General features: G+C 65.0%; 26 protein-coding genes. 24 read left to right on the top strand and 2 right to left on the bottom strand.

Annotated elements, in window-relative coordinates; all coding sequences use genetic code 11:
- The first annotated feature begins 391 nt into the window (after nucleotides 1–391).
- Nucleotides 392–1,486 (top strand): TPM domain-containing protein, encoded by a 1,095-nt coding sequence (locus tag C816_RS07855; RefSeq protein ID WP_016321861.1) that lies wholly within the window; start codon nucleotides 392–394, stop codon nucleotides 1,484–1,486.
- A 303-nt stretch (nucleotides 1,487–1,789) separates the two neighbouring features.
- A complete protein-coding gene (locus C816_RS07850; protein WP_016321860.1) occupies nucleotides 1,790–3,322 on the top strand; it encodes a sodium/proline symporter in 1,533 nt (510 codons plus the stop codon).
- A 117-nt stretch (nucleotides 3,323–3,439) separates the two neighbouring features.
- Here C816_RS07850 and C816_RS07845 read toward each other — a convergent pair whose 3' ends face one another.
- Nucleotides 3,440–3,646: a helix-turn-helix domain-containing protein gene (locus tag C816_RS07845; RefSeq protein ID WP_040655283.1), complete on the bottom strand. Its 207-nt coding sequence runs from the start codon at nucleotides 3,644–3,646 to the stop codon at nucleotides 3,440–3,442.
- A 146-nt stretch (nucleotides 3,647–3,792) separates the two neighbouring features.
- On the opposite strand from C816_RS07845, the gene C816_RS07840 reads away from it, so the two are divergent.
- From C816_RS07840 to pdaA, 22 genes are all read left to right on the top strand, one after another.
- Nucleotides 3,793–4,407, top strand: coding sequence for an acetyltransferase (locus C816_RS07840; RefSeq protein ID WP_016321858.1), 615 nt, complete (start codon nucleotides 3,793–3,795; stop codon nucleotides 4,405–4,407).
- A 167-nt stretch (nucleotides 4,408–4,574) separates the two neighbouring features.
- A complete protein-coding gene (locus C816_RS21725) occupies nucleotides 4,575–5,036 on the top strand; it encodes a terminase small subunit (RefSeq protein WP_016321857.1) in 462 nt (153 codons plus the stop codon).
- Between the two features lie 34 nt (nucleotides 5,037–5,070).
- Nucleotides 5,071–6,273: a PBSX family phage terminase large subunit gene (locus C816_RS07830; protein ID WP_016321856.1), complete on the top strand. Its 1,203-nt coding sequence runs from the start codon at nucleotides 5,071–5,073 to the stop codon at nucleotides 6,271–6,273.
- A 14-nt stretch (nucleotides 6,274–6,287) separates the two neighbouring features.
- Nucleotides 6,288–7,463 carry a phage portal family protein gene (locus tag C816_RS07825; RefSeq protein ID WP_016321855.1) on the top strand — a complete coding sequence of 392 codons (1,176 nt, stop codon included), beginning with the start codon at nucleotides 6,288–6,290 and terminating at the stop codon, nucleotides 7,461–7,463.
- Entirely contained in the window at nucleotides 7,450–8,328 is an 879-nt protein-coding gene (locus tag C816_RS07820) for a hypothetical protein (protein ID WP_016321854.1), read from the top strand. Before C816_RS07825 ends, C816_RS07820 begins: the two co-directional genes overlap by 14 nt.
- 128 nt (nucleotides 8,329–8,456) lie before the next feature.
- Nucleotides 8,457–8,807: a hypothetical protein gene (locus C816_RS07815; protein ID WP_016321853.1), complete on the top strand. Its 351-nt coding sequence runs from the start codon at nucleotides 8,457–8,459 to the stop codon at nucleotides 8,805–8,807.
- Nucleotides 8,808–8,831: 24 nt separating this feature from the next.
- Nucleotides 8,832–9,869 (top strand): phage major capsid protein, encoded by a 1,038-nt coding sequence (locus tag C816_RS07810; RefSeq protein ID WP_016321852.1) that lies wholly within the window; start codon nucleotides 8,832–8,834, stop codon nucleotides 9,867–9,869.
- Nucleotides 9,866–10,231 (top strand): hypothetical protein, encoded by a 366-nt coding sequence (locus C816_RS07805; protein ID WP_016321851.1) that lies wholly within the window; start codon nucleotides 9,866–9,868, stop codon nucleotides 10,229–10,231. Before C816_RS07810 ends, C816_RS07805 begins: the two co-directional genes overlap by 4 nt.
- The gene (locus C816_RS07800) at nucleotides 10,228–10,548 is read left to right on the top strand and encodes a hypothetical protein (protein WP_016321850.1); all 321 of its coding nucleotides are present in this window, start codon (nucleotides 10,228–10,230) and stop codon (nucleotides 10,546–10,548) included. Before C816_RS07805 ends, C816_RS07800 begins: the two co-directional genes overlap by 4 nt.
- Entirely contained in the window at nucleotides 10,545–11,039 is a 495-nt protein-coding gene (locus C816_RS07795; protein ID WP_155978950.1) for a hypothetical protein, read from the top strand. Before C816_RS07800 ends, C816_RS07795 begins: the two co-directional genes overlap by 4 nt.
- A complete protein-coding gene (locus C816_RS07790) occupies nucleotides 11,036–12,097 on the top strand; it encodes a phage tail sheath C-terminal domain-containing protein (protein ID WP_016321848.1) in 1,062 nt (353 codons plus the stop codon). The genes C816_RS07795 and C816_RS07790 overlap by 4 nt, the downstream gene beginning before the upstream one ends.
- A gap of 12 nt (nucleotides 12,098–12,109) precedes the next feature.
- Nucleotides 12,110–12,499 carry a hypothetical protein gene (locus C816_RS07785; RefSeq protein ID WP_016321847.1) on the top strand — a complete coding sequence of 130 codons (390 nt, stop codon included), beginning with the start codon at nucleotides 12,110–12,112 and terminating at the stop codon, nucleotides 12,497–12,499.
- Nucleotides 12,496–12,801 (top strand): hypothetical protein, encoded by a 306-nt coding sequence (locus C816_RS07780; protein WP_016321846.1) that lies wholly within the window; start codon nucleotides 12,496–12,498, stop codon nucleotides 12,799–12,801. The genes C816_RS07785 and C816_RS07780 overlap by 4 nt, the downstream gene beginning before the upstream one ends.
- Before the next feature lie 3 nt (nucleotides 12,802–12,804).
- Entirely contained in the window at nucleotides 12,805–13,389 is a 585-nt protein-coding gene (locus C816_RS07775; RefSeq protein ID WP_016321845.1) for a hypothetical protein, read from the top strand.
- Between the two features lie 3 nt (nucleotides 13,390–13,392).
- The gene (locus tag C816_RS24495; RefSeq protein ID WP_207636907.1) at nucleotides 13,393–13,551 is read left to right on the top strand and encodes a hypothetical protein; all 159 of its coding nucleotides are present in this window, start codon (nucleotides 13,393–13,395) and stop codon (nucleotides 13,549–13,551) included.
- A 65-nt stretch (nucleotides 13,552–13,616) separates the two neighbouring features.
- Nucleotides 13,617–14,186: a LysM peptidoglycan-binding domain-containing protein gene (locus tag C816_RS07770; protein ID WP_016321844.1), complete on the top strand. Its 570-nt coding sequence runs from the start codon at nucleotides 13,617–13,619 to the stop codon at nucleotides 14,184–14,186.
- Nucleotides 14,183–15,127 (top strand): hypothetical protein, encoded by a 945-nt coding sequence (locus C816_RS07765; protein ID WP_016321843.1) that lies wholly within the window; start codon nucleotides 14,183–14,185, stop codon nucleotides 15,125–15,127. Before C816_RS07770 ends, C816_RS07765 begins: the two co-directional genes overlap by 4 nt.
- A 4-nt stretch (nucleotides 15,128–15,131) precedes the next feature.
- Nucleotides 15,132–15,530, top strand: a complete 399-nt coding sequence (locus tag C816_RS07760; RefSeq protein WP_016321842.1) for a hypothetical protein — start codon at nucleotides 15,132–15,134, stop codon at nucleotides 15,528–15,530.
- An 11-nt stretch (nucleotides 15,531–15,541) separates the two neighbouring features.
- Nucleotides 15,542–15,889 carry a hypothetical protein gene (locus C816_RS23575; RefSeq protein ID WP_016321841.1) on the top strand — a complete coding sequence of 116 codons (348 nt, stop codon included), beginning with the start codon at nucleotides 15,542–15,544 and terminating at the stop codon, nucleotides 15,887–15,889.
- A gap of 14 nt (nucleotides 15,890–15,903) precedes the next feature.
- On the top strand, nucleotides 15,904–16,962 hold the full coding sequence (locus tag C816_RS07750) for a baseplate J/gp47 family protein (RefSeq protein WP_016321840.1): 1,059 nt from the start codon (nucleotides 15,904–15,906) through the stop codon (nucleotides 16,960–16,962).
- Between the two features lie 3 nt (nucleotides 16,963–16,965).
- Nucleotides 16,966–17,538 carry a hypothetical protein gene (locus tag C816_RS07745; RefSeq protein WP_016321839.1) on the top strand — a complete coding sequence of 191 codons (573 nt, stop codon included), beginning with the start codon at nucleotides 16,966–16,968 and terminating at the stop codon, nucleotides 17,536–17,538.
- A 142-nt stretch (nucleotides 17,539–17,680) separates the two neighbouring features.
- Nucleotides 17,681–18,511 (top strand): delta-lactam-biosynthetic de-N-acetylase, encoded by an 831-nt coding sequence (gene pdaA / locus C816_RS07740; RefSeq protein WP_016321838.1) that lies wholly within the window; start codon nucleotides 17,681–17,683, stop codon nucleotides 18,509–18,511.
- Nucleotides 18,512–18,541: 30 nt separating this feature from the next.
- Here pdaA and C816_RS07735 read toward each other — a convergent pair whose 3' ends face one another.
- Nucleotides 18,542–18,913 carry a metal-dependent transcriptional regulator gene (locus C816_RS07735; RefSeq protein ID WP_016321837.1) on the bottom strand — a complete coding sequence of 124 codons (372 nt, stop codon included), beginning with the start codon at nucleotides 18,911–18,913 and terminating at the stop codon, nucleotides 18,542–18,544.
- Nucleotides 18,914–19,376: the final 463 nt, after the last annotated feature.

Here is a 19,376-nt window from a genome sequence, read left to right as displayed (position 1 = left end):
GCTCCATTTCCGGCTAAAGCCGAAAATTCCGCTCAAGCTCCGTTCCTTCCTCCTCTCCCCACCGGATCCGCTTTGCTGGGCTCCGGCGGGGGCCACTCTTTTCGGTTGCGCCAAAAAGAGAAAACCCTCCAGATGGCCCTCTCTCCGCTTCGTGGCTCACCTTGGCGGGCCGTGCACGGTCCAAAAGAGAAAAGGCGCTGGGGCGGAATTTGACCGCAGGGGTCAAATTCGCCCAAGGTACGGGGGCTGGCAAGATTATGAGACAGATCAGAGTGAGCCTAAATTAAAAACCCTGAGTGCCATTGCCGACTACCACCATGTGTTATTGATTACCGTATAGGCCGGACAGACGTGCCGGACCTCAGTACGACCAGGGCAGAGGAGTGAGTTTATGAAATTGTTCCAAAAACGCCCCGTGGCCATTGCCGTCATGGTGCTGGCCATCATTGCCAGCGTGTCGCTGGGAAACGCCCGCAGGCCCGACGGCGCCGACGAAGCCTCCACCACTATCGTGGGGAGCTACCGGTACGTCATGGACAGCGAGGGCGTCATCTCCGATAAGACCATGGCCTACATTGACAGCATGAACATGTCCCTGTTCGCCCAGACCGGGGCCCAGATCGCCGTCATCGTTGTGGACACCACCGGCAGCACGGAGATCGGCGACTATACTCAGCAGGAATTCGAGCGCCTGGGCGTGGGGGCGAAGGAGACCAACAACGGCGTGCTGCTGGTGCTGGCCCTGGAGAATCTGTACGAGGGTGAACCGGGCGGGGATTACTACGTCACCTGGGGCAGCGGCTTCCGCAGCCGGGAGCAGGACAGCCTGTACAGCATTGCCCTGAACTATATGGAGGACCCCTTTGCACAAAAGGACTACGACAAGGCGGTGCGCGGGACCTTTGACGCCCTGGTGGACTATCTGGAGGAGCTGTACGGCGTGACGGTGAAGGAGAATTACATTCCCGCCGTCCGGCAGGAGTACACTGCTTTGGCCGGAGGCTATGAGACCAATACCACCGGCTATGTGTCCCCTGATCCCATGACGCTGGTGAACCAGCTGGTGACGCTGCTGATCGTGCTCTTTGTGCTGTGGATGATCCTGGACGCCATGCGCTACCGTCGTTACCGGCGGCGGTATATGGTGGCGGGCATTCCCACAGTTCCCTATTATCCGGTGTTCTGGGGCAGGCCCCGGCTGCGCAGGCCGCCTCCGCCCCCCAGACCGCCTCGCCGGCCGCCTCCGCCCCCGCCGCTGACCAGAAGCAAAGGCGGAAGACCTCCCCAGCCGCCCAAAGGGGGGGGTGGCGGCGGCTCCTTTGGGGGCGGCGGAGGCCGCAGCGGTTTTGGCGGCGGTTCCTTTGGGGGCGGCGGAGGCCGCAGCGGTTTTGGCGGCGGTTCCTTCGGGGGCGGCGGAGGCCGCAGTGGCTTTGGCGGCGGCTCCTTCGGAGGCGGCGGAGGCCGCGGCGGAGGCAGACGCCGGTAGGCCGCGGGGATACGCCGGAATCAAATGAAGAGATACGGCCCTTCGGGGCCGTATCTTTATTGTTCCGGGCGGTCTCTTCGGGACTGGCGGCGGGCCGGGATGTCCGATTGAATTTTAAGTTATTTTTTCGAATTTATTTCTTTCTAAAATTCGTTCTGTTTTTAACCGATGATAGTTCTTGATTTTTTATAAAAAATACAGAATTGCGTACAGAATAAATTCTATACGCAATTCTGTATTTTATTCTTGTGAAAAGTATGGTATGATAACACTCGCTGAATTTACATTTGAAGGAGAGAGATCATGACTACCGCACAAATCTGTATTATGGCAACCATCATCCTGTACCTATGCTTCGTTATCTTTACGGGTGTGATGATCGGCCGCCGGTCCAAGAAGAGCGCCGAGGGCTTTTACTTAGGCGGGCGGGGGATCGGTCCCCTGGTCACCGCCATGAGCGCAGAGGCCTCCGACATGAGCAGCTATCTGCTGATGGGCATTCCGGGCCTTGCGTACCTTTCCGGCGTGGCCGACGCCAGCTGGACTGCCATCGGCCTGGCTGTGGGCACGTACCTCAACTTTCTGCTGGTGGCCAAGCGGCTGCGCCGGTACAGCGTGAAGCTGGACGCTATCACCATCCCCAGCTTCATCTCCAAACGCTACGGCGAGAAGCGGCCGGTGATTATGTGCATCTCCGCCCTGATTATCCTTATCTTCTTTGTGCCCTATGTGGCCTCGGGCCTGGCGGCCATCGGAAAGCTGTTCAACAGCCTGTTCGGCTGGGACTATATGACGGCCGTTATCGTCGGCGCTGTCGTCATCATCAGCTATACCTCCATCGGCGGCTTTTCCGCTGTGGCTACCATGGACCTGATCCAGTCCATTATCATGACCGTGGCGCTGGCCATTATCGTGGTATTCGGCATCGTCCAGGCCGGGGGCATGGACGCCGTGCTGGACCACGCCCGATCCCTGCCCGGGTTTCTCAGCTTCACGGAGACCTATGACGCGGCCTCCGGCAGCGCCGAGCCCTACGGCTTCATCCGCATTATCTCCATGATGGCCTGGGGGCTGGGCTACTTCGGGATGCCCCACATCCTGGTGCGGTTCATGGCCATCCGGGACGAGAACGAGCTGACCCTCTCCCGCCGGATCGCCTCCGTGTGGGTGGTGATCTCCATGGGCGTGGCGGTGTTCATCGGCATTGTTGGCCACGCCGTCTCCGCCGCGGGCCGGGTGCCCTTCCTGGAGGGCAGCGCCACCGAGACCATCATCGTGCGGCTCTCCGACCTGCTGTCCTCCTACGGCATTTTCCCCGCCATCGTGGCCGGGTGCATCTTGGCTGGTATCCTGGCCGCCACCATGTCCACCGCCGACAGCCAGCTGCTGGCCGCCGCCTCCGCCTTCTCGGAGAATCTGGTGCAGGACGTGTTCGGCGTGAAGCTGACCGAGAGGCAGACCATGCTCATCGCCCGGCTCACTGTGGTGGTGATCGCCGTCATCGCGTTGTTCCTGGCCTCCGATCCCGACAGCAACGTGTTCCAGATCGTCTCCTTCGCCTGGGCGGGCTTTGGCGCCACCTTCGGCCCCGCGATCCTGTGCGCCCTGTTCTGGAGGCGGAGCAACCGCCAGGGCATCATGGCGGGCCTTGTGGCCGGCGGCGCCATGATCTTCATTTGGAAGTTCCTGGTGAAGCCCCTGGGCGGCATCTGGAACATCTACGAGCTGCTGCCCGCGTTCCTGGTGGCCTGCGTGGTGATTGCAGTGGTTTCCCTGGCTACCCCGGAGCCGGATGGCGAGATTGGGAAGGTCTTTGATGAGATGAGCGGCAGGTAATCGAAGTGGAAACAGCGGATTCCATTTCATCGTTATCTGAAATTGAAAACCCCGGCCAGCGGCATTACAGATGCCGCCGGCCGGGGCCGTTTTATGCGGGGGACGGGAGGCAAATTTTTACACTTCATCCGCGATATAGGTCATGATATCGCCGGGCTGGCAGTCCAATATTTTGCAGAACATCTCGATTGTATGGGTGCTGACGCTTTCATCCCGCTTCAAGCGTGTGATTTGGGCGGGACTGACTCCATAGGTCTTGATCAGCGCATACTGTGTGATGGATTGGGCGCGCATAACTTCCCATAAATTTTTGTAGGATATCACAACATTCAAGCCCCTTTTCTCCCTTGAATGTTAACCGAAAAAGGTGTATATTGACATTAACCAATATCGGTTATTATTCGGATGTGCCACAAGCGTTTTTCCATTTTTATGACAGGATTATAAGAATTGGCGGGAGAAATGTGATTATGAAAGCGGAAAATGTAGTGATTATTGGGGCTGGGGGCCACGCGAAGGTTGTGGCGGATATTGTATTGCTCAGAGGCAACCATATTGCCGGCTTTCTCGACAGCGTCCATCCGGAGGGGGAATTTTTGGGGTATCCCAAATTAGGCGGAGACCGCGAATACCGGAAATTTCTCAACTGCTCGTTTATAATCGCAATCGGAAACGCCTTGGCAAGAGAGAGGATCGCGTGCTCTATGCCGGAGGCGGCATGGTATACGGCTGTGCACCCCGGGGCGGTTATCTCAAATATTGACACGGAAATTGGAGAGGGAACGGTGATTATGGCGGACGCCATTGTCAACCCCGGCGCGCATATTGGAAAGCACTGTATCATTAATTCGGGCAGCATTGTGGAGCACGACAACCGTATCGGCGATTACGCACATGTCTCGGTGGGGGCAAAGATGGCCGGGGGCGTACAGATCGGCGCCAGGACATGGGTGGGTATTGGAGCGACAGTGAGCAACGGAATCAATGTCTGCGGCGACTGTATGCTGGGAGCCGGCGCCGTTGTGGTGAGAGATATTACGGAAGCGGGCACATATGCCGGCGTTCCGGCGCGAAAAATCAAATAGGAATCTGTAACGTCTTGGAACGGGCGGAATCAGTGGTTTTGAATTTTCAAAACCACTGATTTTTTTATGTTTTGCAAAAAAATTGGAGGGTCAGGGCATGGCGGCGTACAACTTTTGGGAGAGCGGGGCCCTTCGTGTGAGGAGATTTCGGAGAGGAGGCGGGCAGTTTGGAGGGACGGGACAGCGGAGCGTTCTGCCGGGCGTATCTCAGGACCATGGACCCGGAGCGGGCGGCGGCGGAGTGCGGGCGGCGGGACGGGTTTTCCCTTCTGGGGTCCAGGACCGTGCAGGAGCGGCTGGAGAAAATGCGGACGGACGCGGCGTCGCAGCTGCGGCGGGAGGACGTTCTGCGGCGGCTGGCGCAGCTGGCCTTCAGCAGGGCCAACGACGCCGTGCGGCTGGCGCTGCGCCCCGGAGAGGTGGACCCGGAGGGGCTGGATCTCTCCGCCGTGGCGGAGTTCAAGGTGACGGACAAGGGCGGCGTGGAGGTGAAGCTGGCGGACCGGGTGCGGGCGCTGGAGACGCTGTGCTCCCTGCTGGACGACGGCGGCGGCCGCGGGGCCGAGGCGCTGTACCAGGCGCTGGCGGAGGGCTGCGGCGAGACGGAGGAGGGATGGGACAACGGGTGAGATCACGAATTTTTCCCCAAAGCAGAAGCGGGTTTTGACCTGGTGGCGGTCGGAGCGGTGGGAGGCCGTCATCTGCGACGGGGCGGTGCGCAGCGGCAAGACCTTCTCCATGGGCCTGTCCTTCTTTTTGTGGGCTCAGGCCCGGTTTGACGGGCGGCAGTTCGGGCTTTGCGGAAAGACTATCGGCTCCCTGCGGCGGAACCTGCTGGCGGAGCTGGCGCCCTATCTGCGGGGGGCCGGCATGAACGTGCAGGAGCGGCGGTCGGAGAATCTGCTGATTGTGCGGTTCGCCGGGCATGAGAACCGCTTTTTGCTCTTTGGCGGGCGGGACGAGTCCAGCGCGGCGCTGATCCAGGGGAGCACCCTGGCGGGAGTGCTGCTGGACGAGGCGGCGCTGATGCCCCGCTCCTTCGTGGAGCAGGCCATCGTCCGGTGCAGCGTGCCGGGGAGCCGGCTGTGGTTCAACTGCAACCCGGAGGGGCCCCAGCACTGGTTTTACCGGGAGTGGATTTTGAGGGCCCGGGAGCGGCGGGCGCTGTACCTCCACTTCACCATGGAGGACAATCCCGCCCTGTCCCGGCGCATCCGGGAGCGGTACCAGCGGTCCTGCTCCGGGGTGTTTTACCGGCGGTTTGTACTGGGGGAGTGGACCGCCGCCCAGGGACTGGTGTACGACTTCTTCGACCGGGAGCGGGACGCCCCGGAGGCCCCGGCGGGGCCCTTTGCCCGGTGGCGGATCTCCGTGGACTACGGCACCGCCAACCCCGCCTCCTTTGGGCTGTGGGGGGAAAAGGACGGGGTGTGGTACCGGGTGCGGGAGTTCTACTACAGCTCCCGGAAGGCCGGACGGCAGCGGACGGATGCGGAGTACGCGGAGGATCTGGCGGCCCTGGCCGGGGGGCGGGAGATTCAGAGGGTGATCGTGGACCCCTCGGCGGCCAGCTTCATTGAAGTCCTGCGGCGAAAGGGGTTCCGGGTGGTTCGGGCGGACAACGATGTGGCGGACGGCATCCGGGTGACGGCGGATCTGCTGAAGCGGCGGCGGATCGTGATCTGCCGGGAGTGCCGGGACTGCCTGCGGGAGATGGAGCTCTACTGCTGGGACGAGCGGACCGGACGGGACGCCCCCAGGAAGGAGAACGACCACGCCATGGACGAGACGCGCTATTTCGCCATGGATCTGGCGGGGGAGGACGGCGGCGGCTTTGCCGCCATGAGCGTGGAGCGGCGGATATGAGGAGGGATCAGGCTTTGAGATGGTTCAAAAAACGACAGGGGACGGCGGCTCCGGCGGCGGTGCAGCTGCGGAGCACAGAGCGGCACCCCTTCGGAATGCTGGGGGACTATGTGCCCTTGAGCCGGGGGGAGACCCGGCTGTACCGGGCGGTGCGGGAGGCCGTTCCGGTGGTGGACGCGGCGGTCTACAAGCTGATCCGCATGAGCGGAGGCGTGACGGCCCGGTGCGCCGACCCGGCGGCGGAGCGGGCGCTGGGGGAGTTTTTGCGGACGGTGCCCGTGGGGCGGGGGCAGTTCGGCGTCAACGCCTTTTTGGACTGCTATCTGGACTCGCTTCTCACCTGCGGGCGGGCTGTGGGCGAGATCGTGCCCGCCGGAGGCGGCGGGGACATCGCCGCGCTGCTGTGCGGCAGGGTGGAGGACATTGAGATCCGGGAGGGGGAGCACCCGCTGGAGTTTCAGATCTGCGGGGCGGACGAGAGCGGGCGGATGGGGCCCCTGCCCCATCAGGACCTGCTGCTGTTCACTCCCTTAAATCCGGAGGCGGGGAGCCCCTACGGCGTGTCGCTGCTGCGGTCATTGCCGTTTTTGTCGGAGATTCTGACGCGGATTTACCACACCATCGGCGTCAACTGGGAGCGGTGCGGCAGCGTGCGCTTTGCCGTCACGTGCAAAAACGGCGAGGGCGCCTCCGCGGCGGAGCGGGGGCGGCTGCTGGCCGAGGAGTGGTCCCGGGCCATGCAGGACAGCCGCGGCGGCAGCGTGCGGGACTTTGTGGCCGTGGGAGACGTGGAGATCAAGGCCATCGGCGCGGACGCGCCCGTTCTGGACAGCGAGGTTCCCGTGCGGCAGATTCTGGAGCAGATCGTGGCCAAGACCGGCATCCCGCCCTTTATGCTGGGGCTGAGCTGGAGCTCTACGGAGCGGATGAGCTCCCAGCAGGCGGACCTGCTGACCACGGAGATCACCGCCATCCGGCGGACGCTGACGCCGGTGGTGGAGCGGATCTGCCGGATGTGGCTGCGGATGCACGGGTATACCTGCGGCTTTGCCGTGGAGTGGGACGACATCAATCTCCAGGACCAGGTGGAGGAGGCACGGGCGGAGCTCTACCGGGAACAGGCGAGAAAATTGAGAATTGAGAATGACGAGAAGGAAGCCGGGAGGGGAGAGAACAATGGAAGTGCGTAAGGAGCGGAGCGAGGCGGCGGCGGGACTGCCCGGAAAGCAGGAGCTGGAGGCCATCAACCGCTTTGCCAGGACGCCGCTGACGGCGGAGCAGGCGTACACCTTCAGCCTGCGGCTGTGCGACAACGAGGTGGACCGGGACTTTGAGCGGTTCAGCGCTCCCGCGCTGGAGCGTCTGGGGGAGCTGTTTGTGGGAAAGAGCGGCGTTTTTGACCACCAGTGGTCCGCCCGGGGGCAGACGGCCCGGATCTACCGGACCGAGGTGGTGCGGGAGCCGTCCATGACCACGGCGGCGGGGGACGAGTACCGCTGGCTCAAGGGCTGGGCGTATTTGCTGCGGACGGAGAAAAACGCGGACCTCATCGCCGAGATCGAGGGCGGCATCAAAAAGGAGGTCAGCGTGGGGTGCAGCGTGCGGCACAGTGTGTGCTCCATCTGCGGCGCGGAGGGCGGCTGCCGGCACGTGAAGGGGCAGGTCTATGACGGGAAGCTGTGCTTTATGGAGCTGCGGGAGCCTGCCGACGCCTATGAGTGGTCCTTTGTGGCGGTGCCCGCCCAGCGGAGCGCCGGAGTGCTGAAACGGTTCGGCCAGGAGGACAGGCAGCTGGCCCGTCTGCGTGAGGAGGCCGCGCTGGGGCGGAAGTATCTGGCGGAGCTGCGGCGGGAGGTGGTGCGTCTTGCCATGCTGGCGGACGACCGCCTGGACGGCGGCGTGTTCGCCAGGGCGGCGGAGCGGATGGAGGAGCCGGAGCTGCTGGCCATGAAGGGCGCCTACGGCGCCCAGGCGGCCAAGCGGTTTCCGGCGGCGCCCCAGCTGCGTCCGCGGTCCGAGGAGGAGCGGGGAGCGCCGGAGGCGTTTCAGGTTTGAACACCTGCGGCGCGGCGGAAGAAAAACGGCGTTTTTGCCGTGTTTCAGCGTGAGCGGCGGGCCGGGACAGCGGGGATGGCAGTCTCCGCCTCCGGCCTGTGGCAATAAAAAACGACAGGAGGAAGACTATGAGTGTTTCTTACGAGGGAATCGGACAGTGGGCCGCTACCTTTGCCTGCGGTGGGGTCCGGGAGGGCCAGGTGGTGAAGGTCAGCGCCAACGGCACGGTGAGCGGCTGCGAAGAGGGCGACAGGTTCTGCGGCATGGCGCTGGCGGTAAGCCGGGACGGAACTGCCTGCACCGTGGCCCTGGGGGGCATGGTGACTGCGGCATACTCCGGCGGCACCGAGCCTGCGGCGGGCTGGATCAATCTGGCGGCGGACGGCAATGGCGGCGTGGCTGTGGTTTCCGCCGGCGGCCGGAGCTGCCTGGCGGTGGATGTGGACAGCGCCGCCAGGACGGTTACATTTGTACTGTAATGTACGGTAAGGAGGAGAGCGCGTATGGCATACCATTTTGAAAACGTGAAGCTGGAGAAGGGGATGTACGGCCGCGGCGGCCGGACCTTCGCCCAGACGCTGGAGGAGCTGGACCCCAGCGAGCAGTACCGCGGCACGGCCCTGGAGGGGCTGGACGCCTTCCAGCGGCAGTTAAAGCGGTTTGACATCCATGTTAAAGGCGCGGGCAGCGATATGGTGGAGAAGTTTTTCCACACCTCCGATTCCGCCGTGCTGTTTCCGGAGTTTGTCTCCCGGGTGGTGCGGCAGGGACTGGAGGAGGAGAGCGTCCTGCCCGCCATCACCGCCACGGTGACGCGGTTTGACGGCATGGACTACCGCTCCATCGCCTCCGTGCCCACGGAGGAGCAGAAAAAGCTCCGCCGGGTGGAGGAGGGGGCGGAGATCCCCCAGACCGCCATCCGCACCCAGGAGAACCTGGTGCGGCTCCACAAGCGGGGCAGGATGCTGGTGGCCTCCTATGAGGCCATCCGGTTTCAGCGGCTGGACCTCTTTTCCGTGACACTGCGGCAGATCGGGGCGTACATCGGGCGGATGCACCTGGAGGACGCCATCCGGGTCCTGCGCAACGGCGACGGCAACCAGAACCCCGCCCCGGCGTTCACTGTGGGCACGGCCCCCATCACCAAGGGCGTGAAGACCATGTCCTACGGGGCGCTGCTGGACTTCTGGAGCCAGTTTGACCCCTACACCATGAACACCATGCTGGTGAGCGGGGACATGATGCTCTCTATGCTGAAACTGCCGGAGTTCCAGAACCCCCTGACGGGGCTGAACTTCCAGGGCACCGGCACCCTGACCTCCCCCCTGGGGGCAAGGCTGCTGCGGACCCCCGCCATGCCCGCAAGGACCATCATCGGCCTGGACAAAAACTACGCCCTGGAGCAGATCTGCGGCAGCGAGATTACGGTGGAGTACGACAAGCTCATCGACCGCCAGCTGGAGCGGGCGGCCATCACCTCCATCTCCGGCTTCGCCAAGCTCTTCACCGACGCGGCCAAGGTTTTGACGGTCTCAGAATGAGAGAGAAGATCTTGACGCTGGCCCGGGCGGTCTCGGCCGCAAAAGAGGCGGAGGATGCCCTGCTGGAATCGCTGTGCGAGGCGGCCCGGCTGCGCTGGGAGGCCCGGCTGCGGCCGGGACTGGCCCCGGAGGACTGCGGGACGGCGTTCGCCTGCGCCGCGGCCTTTACGGCGGCGGCGGATCTGGCGGCGGGCCGGGGCGGCGGCGCTGTCGGCGCCTTTACGGCGGGGGAGATCTCCGTCAAGGGACGGGGGGCGGCGGAGGCCGCCGCCCTGGCCCGGGACCTTCGCCAAACGGCGGAGGAGCTCATGGCCCCCTATGCCAAAGAGGCGCGTTTCTGCTTTCGGGGGGTGCGGGGATGACGGACTGGGTACACGAGATTTTGGAGCGGTACGGCCAGGAGGCATCCCTTGAGACGGCGGAGGGTGAGACGGACGTCCGGGCCTTTTTGCAGCCCGTGCAGGAGCGGCGGGAGCAGGTCCCCGGCACGGCGACGGAGATCGGCTGGGTGGACGGGCGGCTGTGGCTGTATCTGGGCCGGGAGGAGATCGGGCCTGGGGACACGGTGCGCTGGAACGGCATGGAGTTCCAGGTGCGCAGCAGCAGGCCCTATTTCATCGGCGGGACGCTGAGCCACTGGCAGGCGTCCCTGGAGCGGAGATGGGAGGCGGCGGAGTGAAGGAGCTGACACAGGTGCGAAGCGCGGTGACCGCCGCACTCCAAGGCGCGGGACTGACGGCTCTGACCGCCTTTCCGGCGGAGCGCGCCAGGGCCTATGAGGGGGCGGTGGCCGCCGTGGCGGTGGGGACTGCCCAGGGAAGGGCCATGGGCTTTTGCAACTATCTGGGCGAGGCACGGGACGGCAAGACCGGCGCTTTGCGGGAGGTATACGGAAAGCAGCTGGAGGGCGTGGTCACGGTGGACATCCGGGGCCGCCGGGCCGCGGACTGCGAGGCGGGCTGTGAGAAGGCGGCGGAGGCGCTGCTGGGGGGGCTGCCCGCCGGCATCCGGCCCGGGGAGCTGTGCTGGGAGGCCCTGGCCTGGGAGCGGGAGACGGGGATGTTCCTGCGGCGGGGGCGGCTCCAGTGCCGGGCGTTTTTCACGGCGGAGAGCCGGGAGGACGGAGAGGAGTTTCTGGACTTTATTTTGAAAGGGGTAATGACCAATTGAGCGGAATCGTACATGAGCGGCCGGGGGTCTACTCGGTCTACGACACGTCGGCGGTGGTGTCCGCCGGACAGGCGCCAAAAGCCGTGGGCGTGGCCGCAAGGGCCGCCAAGGGCGCGGTAGGCGCGGCGGTGACGGTGACCGGCTACGCCGCCGGGGCGGAGGCCTTCGGCGAGGACGCCGCGCCGGGTATGGGGATGCTGCTGCGGCTGCTGTTCCTCAACGGCGCGTCCAGCGTGACGGCGGTGCGGGTGGCGGACACCGGGACGCTGGAGGACTACCGGACGGCTTTTGAGACACTGAACAGGCAGGACGTGCAGGTGGTGGTGTGCGACAGCGCCGACCGGACGGTGCAGCAGGCACTGCGAAGCGCAGTGGAGGCGGCTTCCGCCGCCCGCCAGGAGCGTATCGCCATAGTGGGCGGCAGCGGAGAGGATGTGCCTGCCCTGGTGGAGCACGCGGCGGCGCTGAACAGCGAGCGCATGGTGCTGGTGGGCCCCGACGCCATGGACGGCCAGGGGAACACGCTTCCATCCGTGTTTGCCGCGGCGGCAGCGGCGGGAGCCGTGGCCGCGGGGCGGGACCCGGCGGCGCCCATCAACGGCGCGGCCCTGCGGGGGCTGACGGGCCTTGCCGCCGATTACAGCGACAGCGAGGTGGACCTGCTGGTTCGGGGCGGCGTGACGCCGCTGGAGAGCACGGCGGGGATCATCTCCCCGGTGCGGGGCATTACCACCCGCACCACCACCGGCGGCGCGGCGGACACCACCTGGAGGGAGCTGACCACCATCCTGATCGCCGACGATGTGATCCCCTCCATCCGAAGCGCCCTGCGGAGCAAGTTCTCCCGGGCCAAGAACACCGCCCGAAACCGGGGGGCCATTCGCTCCCAGGTGATCGTGGAGCTGGAGAAGAAGGCGGCGGCGGAGATCATCGACGGCTACGGGGACGTGACGGTGACGGCCTCCCCCGACGATCCCACGGTGTGTCTGGTGGAATTCGGCTTTGCTGTGGCCCACGGGCTGAACCAGATCTATCTGACGGTACACATTACGGTGTAAGGAGGGCGAGAGATGGAGACAAGGGGATTTCCCACCAGCGCGGACATCTATCTGGAGCTGGAGGGCAGAAAGGTGGCGGTGGTGCAGGGGTACACCGCCAGGGCGTCCAAGTCCTCCCGGTTTGTGGAGGCCTTCGGCGAGAGCGAGCCGGTGGCCGCTATCGACGGACAGCGCAAGTACACCCTGGAGCTGACGCGGCTGTACGCAACGGACGACGCCGTGTCCGACGGCATCAGCTTCTACGACCTGGAGGACTTCTCCCTGGTGATCTGCAAGCCGGACCGGAAGGTCATTTACAGCGGCTGCCAGTGGAACGACATCCAGGAGGAGGGCCAGCTGAACGCCATGGTGGCGGAGAAGGTATCTCTGGTGGCCTCCAAGCGGATCGAGACCACGGCATGAGGGAGATCGACGAGCTGCGGCCGCTGACGGCGGGCCGGCTGTTGGAGCTGTGGCAGGAGGCCCGGGAGGCGGCGGAGGACCCGCTGGAGCGGACCATCCTCTGCAATGCAAGGATCGCGGCTGCCTGCTGCTTTTCCGGGGGAGAACCGGCGTTTGAGGACGAGCGGGCGGTGCTGGCGGCCCTGACGGGCCGCCAGCTGGAAGGACTCCTGCGGCGGATCTCGGAGGCGGAGTCCGGCCGGGAGGGGACGGGGAATCCGTCCTTTGACCAGGAGCGCTTTGAGGCGCTGCGGGAGGGCTGAGAGATGGACTACATCCAGGAGGAGCTCCGGCGGCAGCGGGCGGCGCTGGCGAGAGTGCTGCTGGGCGGCGGCTTTCCGCAGAGCGGCGCTGACGGCGAAGGTGCGGCGGCGGCCCTGCGCACAGCGGCAGCGGCGGCGGAGACGGTCCTTGCCCCGGTGCGGGGAGTGGTTTTCCGTCCGGCGGAGGGAGACGCTGCCTCCAACGGGGACGGGGGATGGGCGGTTCCCGGAATCCCGGGGTACAGGGCTCGGACGGCGGTTCACGGAGAGAGGGCGGCCTCCGGAGAGACGGCGGAATTTGCCCGCAGGGACGGATGGGCCGGTCCGGCGGGGTACGGGCGGCAGAGAGGAGAGGCCGGCCGTCTGGCGGGAACCGTCCTGCCCGGTCTGGCCGGCGGCGGGCAGGCGGAGGAGACGGCGGGCCCTGCGGCGGCGCGGCGGACGGCCGGAGGCGCCGTTTTGGAGCAGAGGGTGACAGAGTTCGTTCCGGCGGCGGGCGGCGGTGAACGCGCCGTTGAGGCCGAGGCGCTGTCCCGGACATTTCAGCGGGACGCCCGCCGGTATGACGGGGGCTTTTCCCTGTATTAGGCCATGTTTGAAAAAAGTCAAAACGCCCAAACGGCGGATCTTTATCCGCCACTCTGCGTTAAATTTTCTTGCCGGGCGTCAGCCCGCCTGCAAAAATTTGCCTTGATTGGCGAAAAAATCTCTCGCTGTTTGGCATTCCGCCTTTTTTCAAACAAGGCCTAGGCAGTGTTTAGAGCGGTTCCTAAAAATTTTGAGGAGAGGGGGAATGTTTTACGCATCTGACATCTATGCGGTTCAAGGATTACACCTGGCCCCACAACCCGGAGATCTACACGGTGGAGAACCGCCGCCGCGTGGCGGTGCACCAGGTCCCCTTCGGCTCCTGCGTCTTTCAGGAGCTGGGGGGCACCTACCGTATTCTGCGGGGGGAGGGCGAGTTCTCCGGGGCGGACGCCTACGACCAGTTCCGGCGGCTGGAGGCGGTGTTTCAGGAGGGCGGACCCGGGCAGCTGGTTCACCCGGTGTGGAGGGTTCAGCGGGCCTACTTCGTCTCCCTGCGGGCAGAGGAGAAGCCTCTGCCGGACTATGTGCGGTACGGCTTTGAATTCTGGGAGGACTGCGGCGGCTATGACGGCGGCCTGACGGAGAGCGACGACGGCGGGGCGCTTTCCCGTCCGGGGAGCCAGAGCGGAGGCATTGCCGGTGGGAGCGGGGCCGTCCACATTGTAAAAAAGGGAGATACCCTCTGGGGCATCGCCCGCCAGTACGGCGCGGCGCTGACGGATCTGATTGCGGCCAATCCCCAGATCAAAAATCCCAACCTGATCTATCCGGGAAACGAGGTGAGACTGCCGTGACGGGACGAATCTTCACCTGCGACCACCGGGTGTACGACCTGCCGGAGCTGCTGAGCTGGGAGGTGGTCCACACGGGGACGGTGCCCTGTGACAGCTACTCCGTGACGTTTCTCTACGACAAGAGCATGGCGGAGGCGCTGCGGCTGGCGGCGGGCTTTGCCGCCATTGACCGGGGGACGACCATGCTGCGGGCCACTGTGGACGAGTACGCTGTGGAGCTGGGGGCCGGGGGGCTGACGGCCGCCGTCGCCGGACGGGGCTACGCCGCCCGGCTGCTGGACAACGAGTCCCGGCCCCTGACCTATCAGGAGGCCACCCTGGCGGAGATCGTGCGGTGTCATGTGACGCCCTACGGCATCACCGCCGGGGAGGTGGCGGACGTGCGCGCCGATTCCGTCTACACCGTGCCGGCGGGCGTCAGCCAGTGGAGGGCCCTGGAGGGCTTCTGCCGGACCTACGGCGGGTTCTCCCCCCGGTTCTCCCGGGATGGAAAGCTGCTGGCCGCGCCGGAGAGGGACAGTGGGAGGCGTCTTTCCATCGGCGAGGGGGACCCGGTGCTCTCCTGCACCCTGCGGGAGGACCACTACGGTGTGCTGACGGAGGCGCTGGTCATCGACAAGACCCGGAACGCCTATTACAGCGTGAAAAACGAGGACATGATCCGCCGGGGCGGCCAGTGCCGCCGGGTGATCTACACCCCGGGACAAAGCACCTGGGACGCCATGCGCTACACGGGGGAATACCAGATCCGGCGGTCAAAGGAGGACGAGCGGACGGTGACGGTGCGCCTGCCCGGGAGCTTTCTGGCCTTTCCGGGGGACCGGGTGGACCTGCGGCTGGACCGGATGGGGCTCTCCGGCACGTTTCGGGTGGCGGAGGCGGCCAGCACCTTCTCGGCGGAGCGGGGCGCCGCGGCGGCGCTGACATTGAAGGGAGGATGAGAGAATGTGGCTTTCCAGTAAGATGCGGCCGGCGCCGGCCACGGCAGACGCCGATCTGGGCGTCACCACCATCGCCGGGGACAGCGTGGGCGTGATGACCCGGGGCGAGGTGCGGACCGTGCCCATCTACGGCCCCGGCGGCTATGTGTGGATGCCGGAGAGCGGCGCGGCGGTGCTGGTGGTCAAGGGCGGGCCCGGCGGCGAGGAGCAGTGCGTCTGCGGCATGAAGCAGTCCGCGCCGCCCAAGGGGATGCGGCCGGGGGAGGCGCTGGTGTACGGCCCCGGCGGAAACTCCGTGTACCTGAAGCAGGACGGCACGCTGGAGCTGCGGGGGAAGGTGTGCGTGGAGGGGTCGCTGCTGGTCAACGGCATCCCGTACGCCCCCTGCGAGTGCGAGATGTGAGGGCCGCAGACATGGAGCTGAAACTGCGAAGCGGAGATTATGTGCCGGACGGCGTGGGCGGATTGCTGCGGGTGGAGGGCCGGGAGGCCCTTTTGCAGCGGGCCCTGTTCAGGCTGACGGCCCGGCGGGGGGTCTTTCCCTTTCTGCCGGAGCTGGGGAGCCGCCTGTGGCAGTTGGGGAAGGTTCCCCCTGCCCAGCGGCAGGCCGCGGCGGCCCAGTACGCGGCGGAGGCCCTGGAGGGCGAGGCGCTGGCGGTGGAGTCCGCAGAGCTGGGGCCCGGGGCGGAGGGCGCCATGGCCCTGACGGTGAACTGTGTCTGGCAGGGGGAGCCCCTGCCGGTGACAGTTGAGATTGTATAGAGAGGAGACGAGGCGTGAAAAGCGTTGATGAGATTTACCAGGAGCTTCTGGTGGCCTTTGCCCGGCGGGCTGGGTTCACGCCGGAGGATGCCTGCGATCTGTCGGTGCGGCTGTACGCGGCGGCGGCCCAGATCCAGGCCCTGGACATTCAGGCGGAGTGGGTGCTGGACCAGAGCTTTCCCCAGACGGCCCAGGGCGTCTATCTGGACCGGCACGCGGCCATGCGGGGACTGAGCCGTCTTCCGGCGTCCAGGGCCGTTGGAACGCTGCGGTTCTCCGTGGAATCGCCTCCGGCGCTGGCGGTGAACATCCCGGCGGGGACGGTGTGCATGACGGCGGACGAACGGCGGTTTCAGACCACGGCGGGGGCGACGCTGGCGGCGGGCGCGACGTATGCGGACGCCCCGGCGGAGGCCCTGGAAGCTGGCGGCGGCGGCAACGCGGTGGCGGGAGCCGTGCGGTTTCTCACCGCCTGCCCTGTGGCCGTGACGGCCTGCACCAATCCCGCGGCCTTTTCCGGCGGCAGCGACGCCGAGGACGACGAGACGCTGCGCCGGCGCGTTCTGGAGAGCTACCGGCGGCTGCCCAACGGCGCCAACGCCGCCTGGTATGAGCAGACCGCCATGAGCCACGACGGCGTGGCGGCGGCCCGGGCGGTGGGCCGGGCCCGGGGAATTGGAACGGTGGACGTCTATATCGCCGGTGAGAGCGGCCTGCCCGGAGCGGCCCTGCTGGAGGAGGTCCGGGCGGATCTCCGGGAGCGGCGGGAGATCGCCGTGGATGTGGCGGTGAAGGCCCCCGCCGCGGTTCCGGTGAATGTGAGCGCGGCCATTGCCGTGGGAGAGAACGCGGATTTTGGCGAGGTCAAGGCCCGGGCGGAGCTGGCCATCTCCACCCTCTTCACCGGGCGAATGCTGGGCCGGCCGGTGCTGCTGGCGGAGCTGGGGAGCCGGCTCTACGCCCTGGAGGGTGTGGAGAACTGCCGCCTCTCAGCGCCGGCGGCGGACCTGGCGGCGGACAGCGCGGTACTGCCGGTGCTGGGGACGCTGACCGTGACGAAATTGGAGGCGTGAGAGATGTACGAGACGTATCTGCGGCAGCTGCTCTCGCCCCTGGGGATCTATGACCTGGGCGGCGGCTCCGTGAACGGCGCGGAGCTGTACGCCCTGGGGCAGATCCTGGACCGGACGGGACGGCGGCTGGAGATTGTGGAGCGGGAGTCCGTCACCGCCACGGCAGAGGACGAGGGCCTGCGCCGCCGGGAGGCGCCCTTTGCCCGGCGTCCCGCCGCTGTCACACCGGAGGAGCGGCGGGACGCCATCGCAGCCCTGCTCCAGATCGACGGGGACAGCCTGACCCCCTCCGCCATCGACCACGCCATTCAGGGCTGCGGCATCCGGGCCAGGGCCCTGGAGATGGATACAGGACACCTGCGGGTTATCTTTCCGGGGGTGGGCGGCGTCCCGGCGGAGTTTGAACAGATCGAAAAGATCATTTTGGACATCCTGCCCTGCCACCTGGAGGTGGAGTTCTACTTCCGATATCTGACGTGGGAGGAATGCCGGCGGGCCGGGTATACCTGGGCGGCAGTGGAGGAGGCGGAGCACACCTGGGAGAGCTTCCAGCTGGCGGTGCCGCCGGAGGAATAAGGCCGGCGGTCCTTCGGAAAGAGGCAGAGGGGCCTGTGCCGCTCCGCCTCTTTTTTTGCAAATTTTTCAGTGTCGAAACTCCGCATAATCGGCGGTCAGATGCACAACCTGAGACGGAATCCCGATTTTACAGGAGGTCCTTATGAAAGAACGACCAAACCGCTATTGGGCCGCGCTGCTGGTGCCGCTGGCGCTGTGCGCCCTGGGAGCGGCGCTTTTGTACCATCCCTCCGGCGCCTTTGTGCCGGCCTCCTCTCCCGCCGCGGTGCCGGCGTCCACGGACAACTGGGGCCTCTCCTTCCAGACCGAGGGCGCCTGTCCGGTGGGCAACGCCACGGTGGAGCAGCTGGCCCAGTATGACGCCTATTTTCTGGGGGACACCTCTCAAAAGGTGATCTACCTGACCTTTGACTGCGGCTATGAGAACGGATACACGGAGCAGATTCTGGACGCTTTGAAAAAGCACCAGGCTCCCGCCGCCTTCTTCGTGGTGGGCAATATGATCGAGACCGCGCCGGACATCATCCGCCGCATGGCGAAGGAGGGCCACATCGTGGGAAACCATACCTTCCACCACCCGGATATGTCCAAAATCTCTGACCAGGCGGCCTTTCAGAAGGAGCTGGACGACCTGGCGGCGCTGTACAAGGAGACCACGGGAGAGGATCTGCCCAACTACTACCGTCCGCCTCAGGGGAAGTACAGTGAGGAGAATTTGAAACAAGCCCAGGCCCTGGGATACAAGACAGTGTTCTGGAGCCTGGCCTATGTGGACTGGTATGTGGACAATCAGCCCACGGCGGAGCAGGCCTACGCAAAGCTGCTGCCCCGCATCCACGACGGGGCCGTCGTACTGCTGCACTCCACCTCTAAAACCAACGCCGAGATTCTGGACGACCTGCTGACAAAGTGGGAGGACATGGGTTACACCTTCGCCTCCCTGGACCAGCTGCCGTCCTGCGGCAGCGCATAGGGAAAAGCAGCCCGCAAGGGCTGCTTTTCCCTATGCCTTCCGGCTTTTCACAAAGTCATGGATGCGGGCGAAGGTCTCCTCGCTGAGGTCATGCTCCACCTTGCAGGCATCCGCCGCCGCGTTCTCCGGGGAGACGCCCAGCAGCGTAAACAGCTCCGTGAGGGTTCTGTGGCGGTGGTACACCCGGCTGGCAATCTCCAGGCCGCTGTCGTTGAGGGTGATGAAGCCGTCCGACGCCATGGAGATGTAGCCGTTTTCCCGCAGCTTTTTCATGGCGATGCTGACGCTGGGCTTGGAGTATCCCAGTTCGTTGACAATGTCGATGGAGCGCACGGCGCCCCGCCGGTCCCGCAGGATCAAAATGGCTTCCAGATAGTCTTCTGCGGACTCATGGATGGTCACAGGCGGTCACTCCTTTCATGATAGATCTATGTTAGCAAGTTTGCTCCCGGATTGCAAGATAAACTTGCCTGTGGAGCGGCGTAAAAAAAAATTGGAAAAATGAAAAAATTCTGTTGACAATTGGGGGGCGGCCTGTTATACTAGCAAATGTTCCGGTGAGTACTGCTTGAGAGAGCAGGCGGGGTAAAGCTCAGCCGAGGGGGACTTTTACTGTTGATGGAGACACGCCTTGCGAATGACGGAACAGATAATCTAAATTATAGCAATAAACGTAAGTTTATAGATGCATTTTTTCGCATATGGGGGTATAGCTCAGCTGGGAGCGCAAAAAGCGCACTCACGCCCCCCCAAAGGAGAGACAAGACCCGACCCGCTTTTACAAGTTAACAAAGGTTCCCCAAAATTCCGACACAGGAAATATCCGGGGGTATAGCTCAGCTGGGAGCCCGAGCGATGCGCTTGC

Source organism: Oscillibacter sp. 1-3 (assembly GCF_000403435.2).
Classification (GTDB): Bacteria; Bacillota; Clostridia; order Oscillospirales; family Oscillospiraceae; genus Oscillibacter.
This window is presented reverse-complemented; position numbering and strand designations above follow the sequence as displayed.

What these genes read in the sequence shown, in the direction of transcription:
- C816_RS07855 (WP_016321861.1), top strand. Translation starts at nt 392, where the DNA reads ATGAAATTGTTCCAAAAACGCCCCGTGGCCATTGCCGTCATGGTGCTG.
- C816_RS07850 (WP_016321860.1), top strand. Translation starts at nt 1,790, where the DNA reads ATGACTACCGCACAAATCTGTATTATGGCAACCATCATCCTGTACCTA.
- C816_RS07840 (WP_016321858.1), top strand. Translation starts at nt 3,793, where the DNA reads ATGAAAGCGGAAAATGTAGTGATTATTGGGGCTGGGGGCCACGCGAAG.
- C816_RS07820 (WP_016321854.1), top strand. Translation starts at nt 7,450, where the DNA reads ATGGAAGTGCGTAAGGAGCGGAGCGAGGCGGCGGCGGGACTGCCCGGA.
- C816_RS07815 (WP_016321853.1), top strand. Translation starts at nt 8,457, where the DNA reads ATGAGTGTTTCTTACGAGGGAATCGGACAGTGGGCCGCTACCTTTGCC.
- C816_RS07810 (WP_016321852.1), top strand. Translation starts at nt 8,832, where the DNA reads ATGGCATACCATTTTGAAAACGTGAAGCTGGAGAAGGGGATGTACGGC.
- C816_RS07805 (WP_016321851.1), top strand. Translation starts at nt 9,866, where the DNA reads ATGAGAGAGAAGATCTTGACGCTGGCCCGGGCGGTCTCGGCCGCAAAA.
- C816_RS07800 (WP_016321850.1), top strand. Translation starts at nt 10,228, where the DNA reads ATGACGGACTGGGTACACGAGATTTTGGAGCGGTACGGCCAGGAGGCA.
- C816_RS07785 (WP_016321847.1), top strand. Translation starts at nt 12,110, where the DNA reads ATGGAGACAAGGGGATTTCCCACCAGCGCGGACATCTATCTGGAGCTG.
- C816_RS07780 (WP_016321846.1), top strand. Translation starts at nt 12,496, where the DNA reads ATGAGGGAGATCGACGAGCTGCGGCCGCTGACGGCGGGCCGGCTGTTG.
- C816_RS07775 (WP_016321845.1), top strand. Translation starts at nt 12,805, where the DNA reads ATGGACTACATCCAGGAGGAGCTCCGGCGGCAGCGGGCGGCGCTGGCG.
- C816_RS24495 (WP_207636907.1), top strand. Translation starts at nt 13,393, where the DNA reads ATGTTTGAAAAAAGTCAAAACGCCCAAACGGCGGATCTTTATCCGCCA.
- C816_RS07770 (WP_016321844.1), top strand. Translation starts at nt 13,617, where the DNA reads ATGCGGTTCAAGGATTACACCTGGCCCCACAACCCGGAGATCTACACG.
- C816_RS07760 (WP_016321842.1), top strand. Translation starts at nt 15,132, where the DNA reads ATGTGGCTTTCCAGTAAGATGCGGCCGGCGCCGGCCACGGCAGACGCC.
- C816_RS23575 (WP_016321841.1), top strand. Translation starts at nt 15,542, where the DNA reads ATGGAGCTGAAACTGCGAAGCGGAGATTATGTGCCGGACGGCGTGGGC.
- C816_RS07745 (WP_016321839.1), top strand. Translation starts at nt 16,966, where the DNA reads ATGTACGAGACGTATCTGCGGCAGCTGCTCTCGCCCCTGGGGATCTAT.
- pdaA (WP_016321838.1), top strand. Translation starts at nt 17,681, where the DNA reads ATGAAAGAACGACCAAACCGCTATTGGGCCGCGCTGCTGGTGCCGCTG.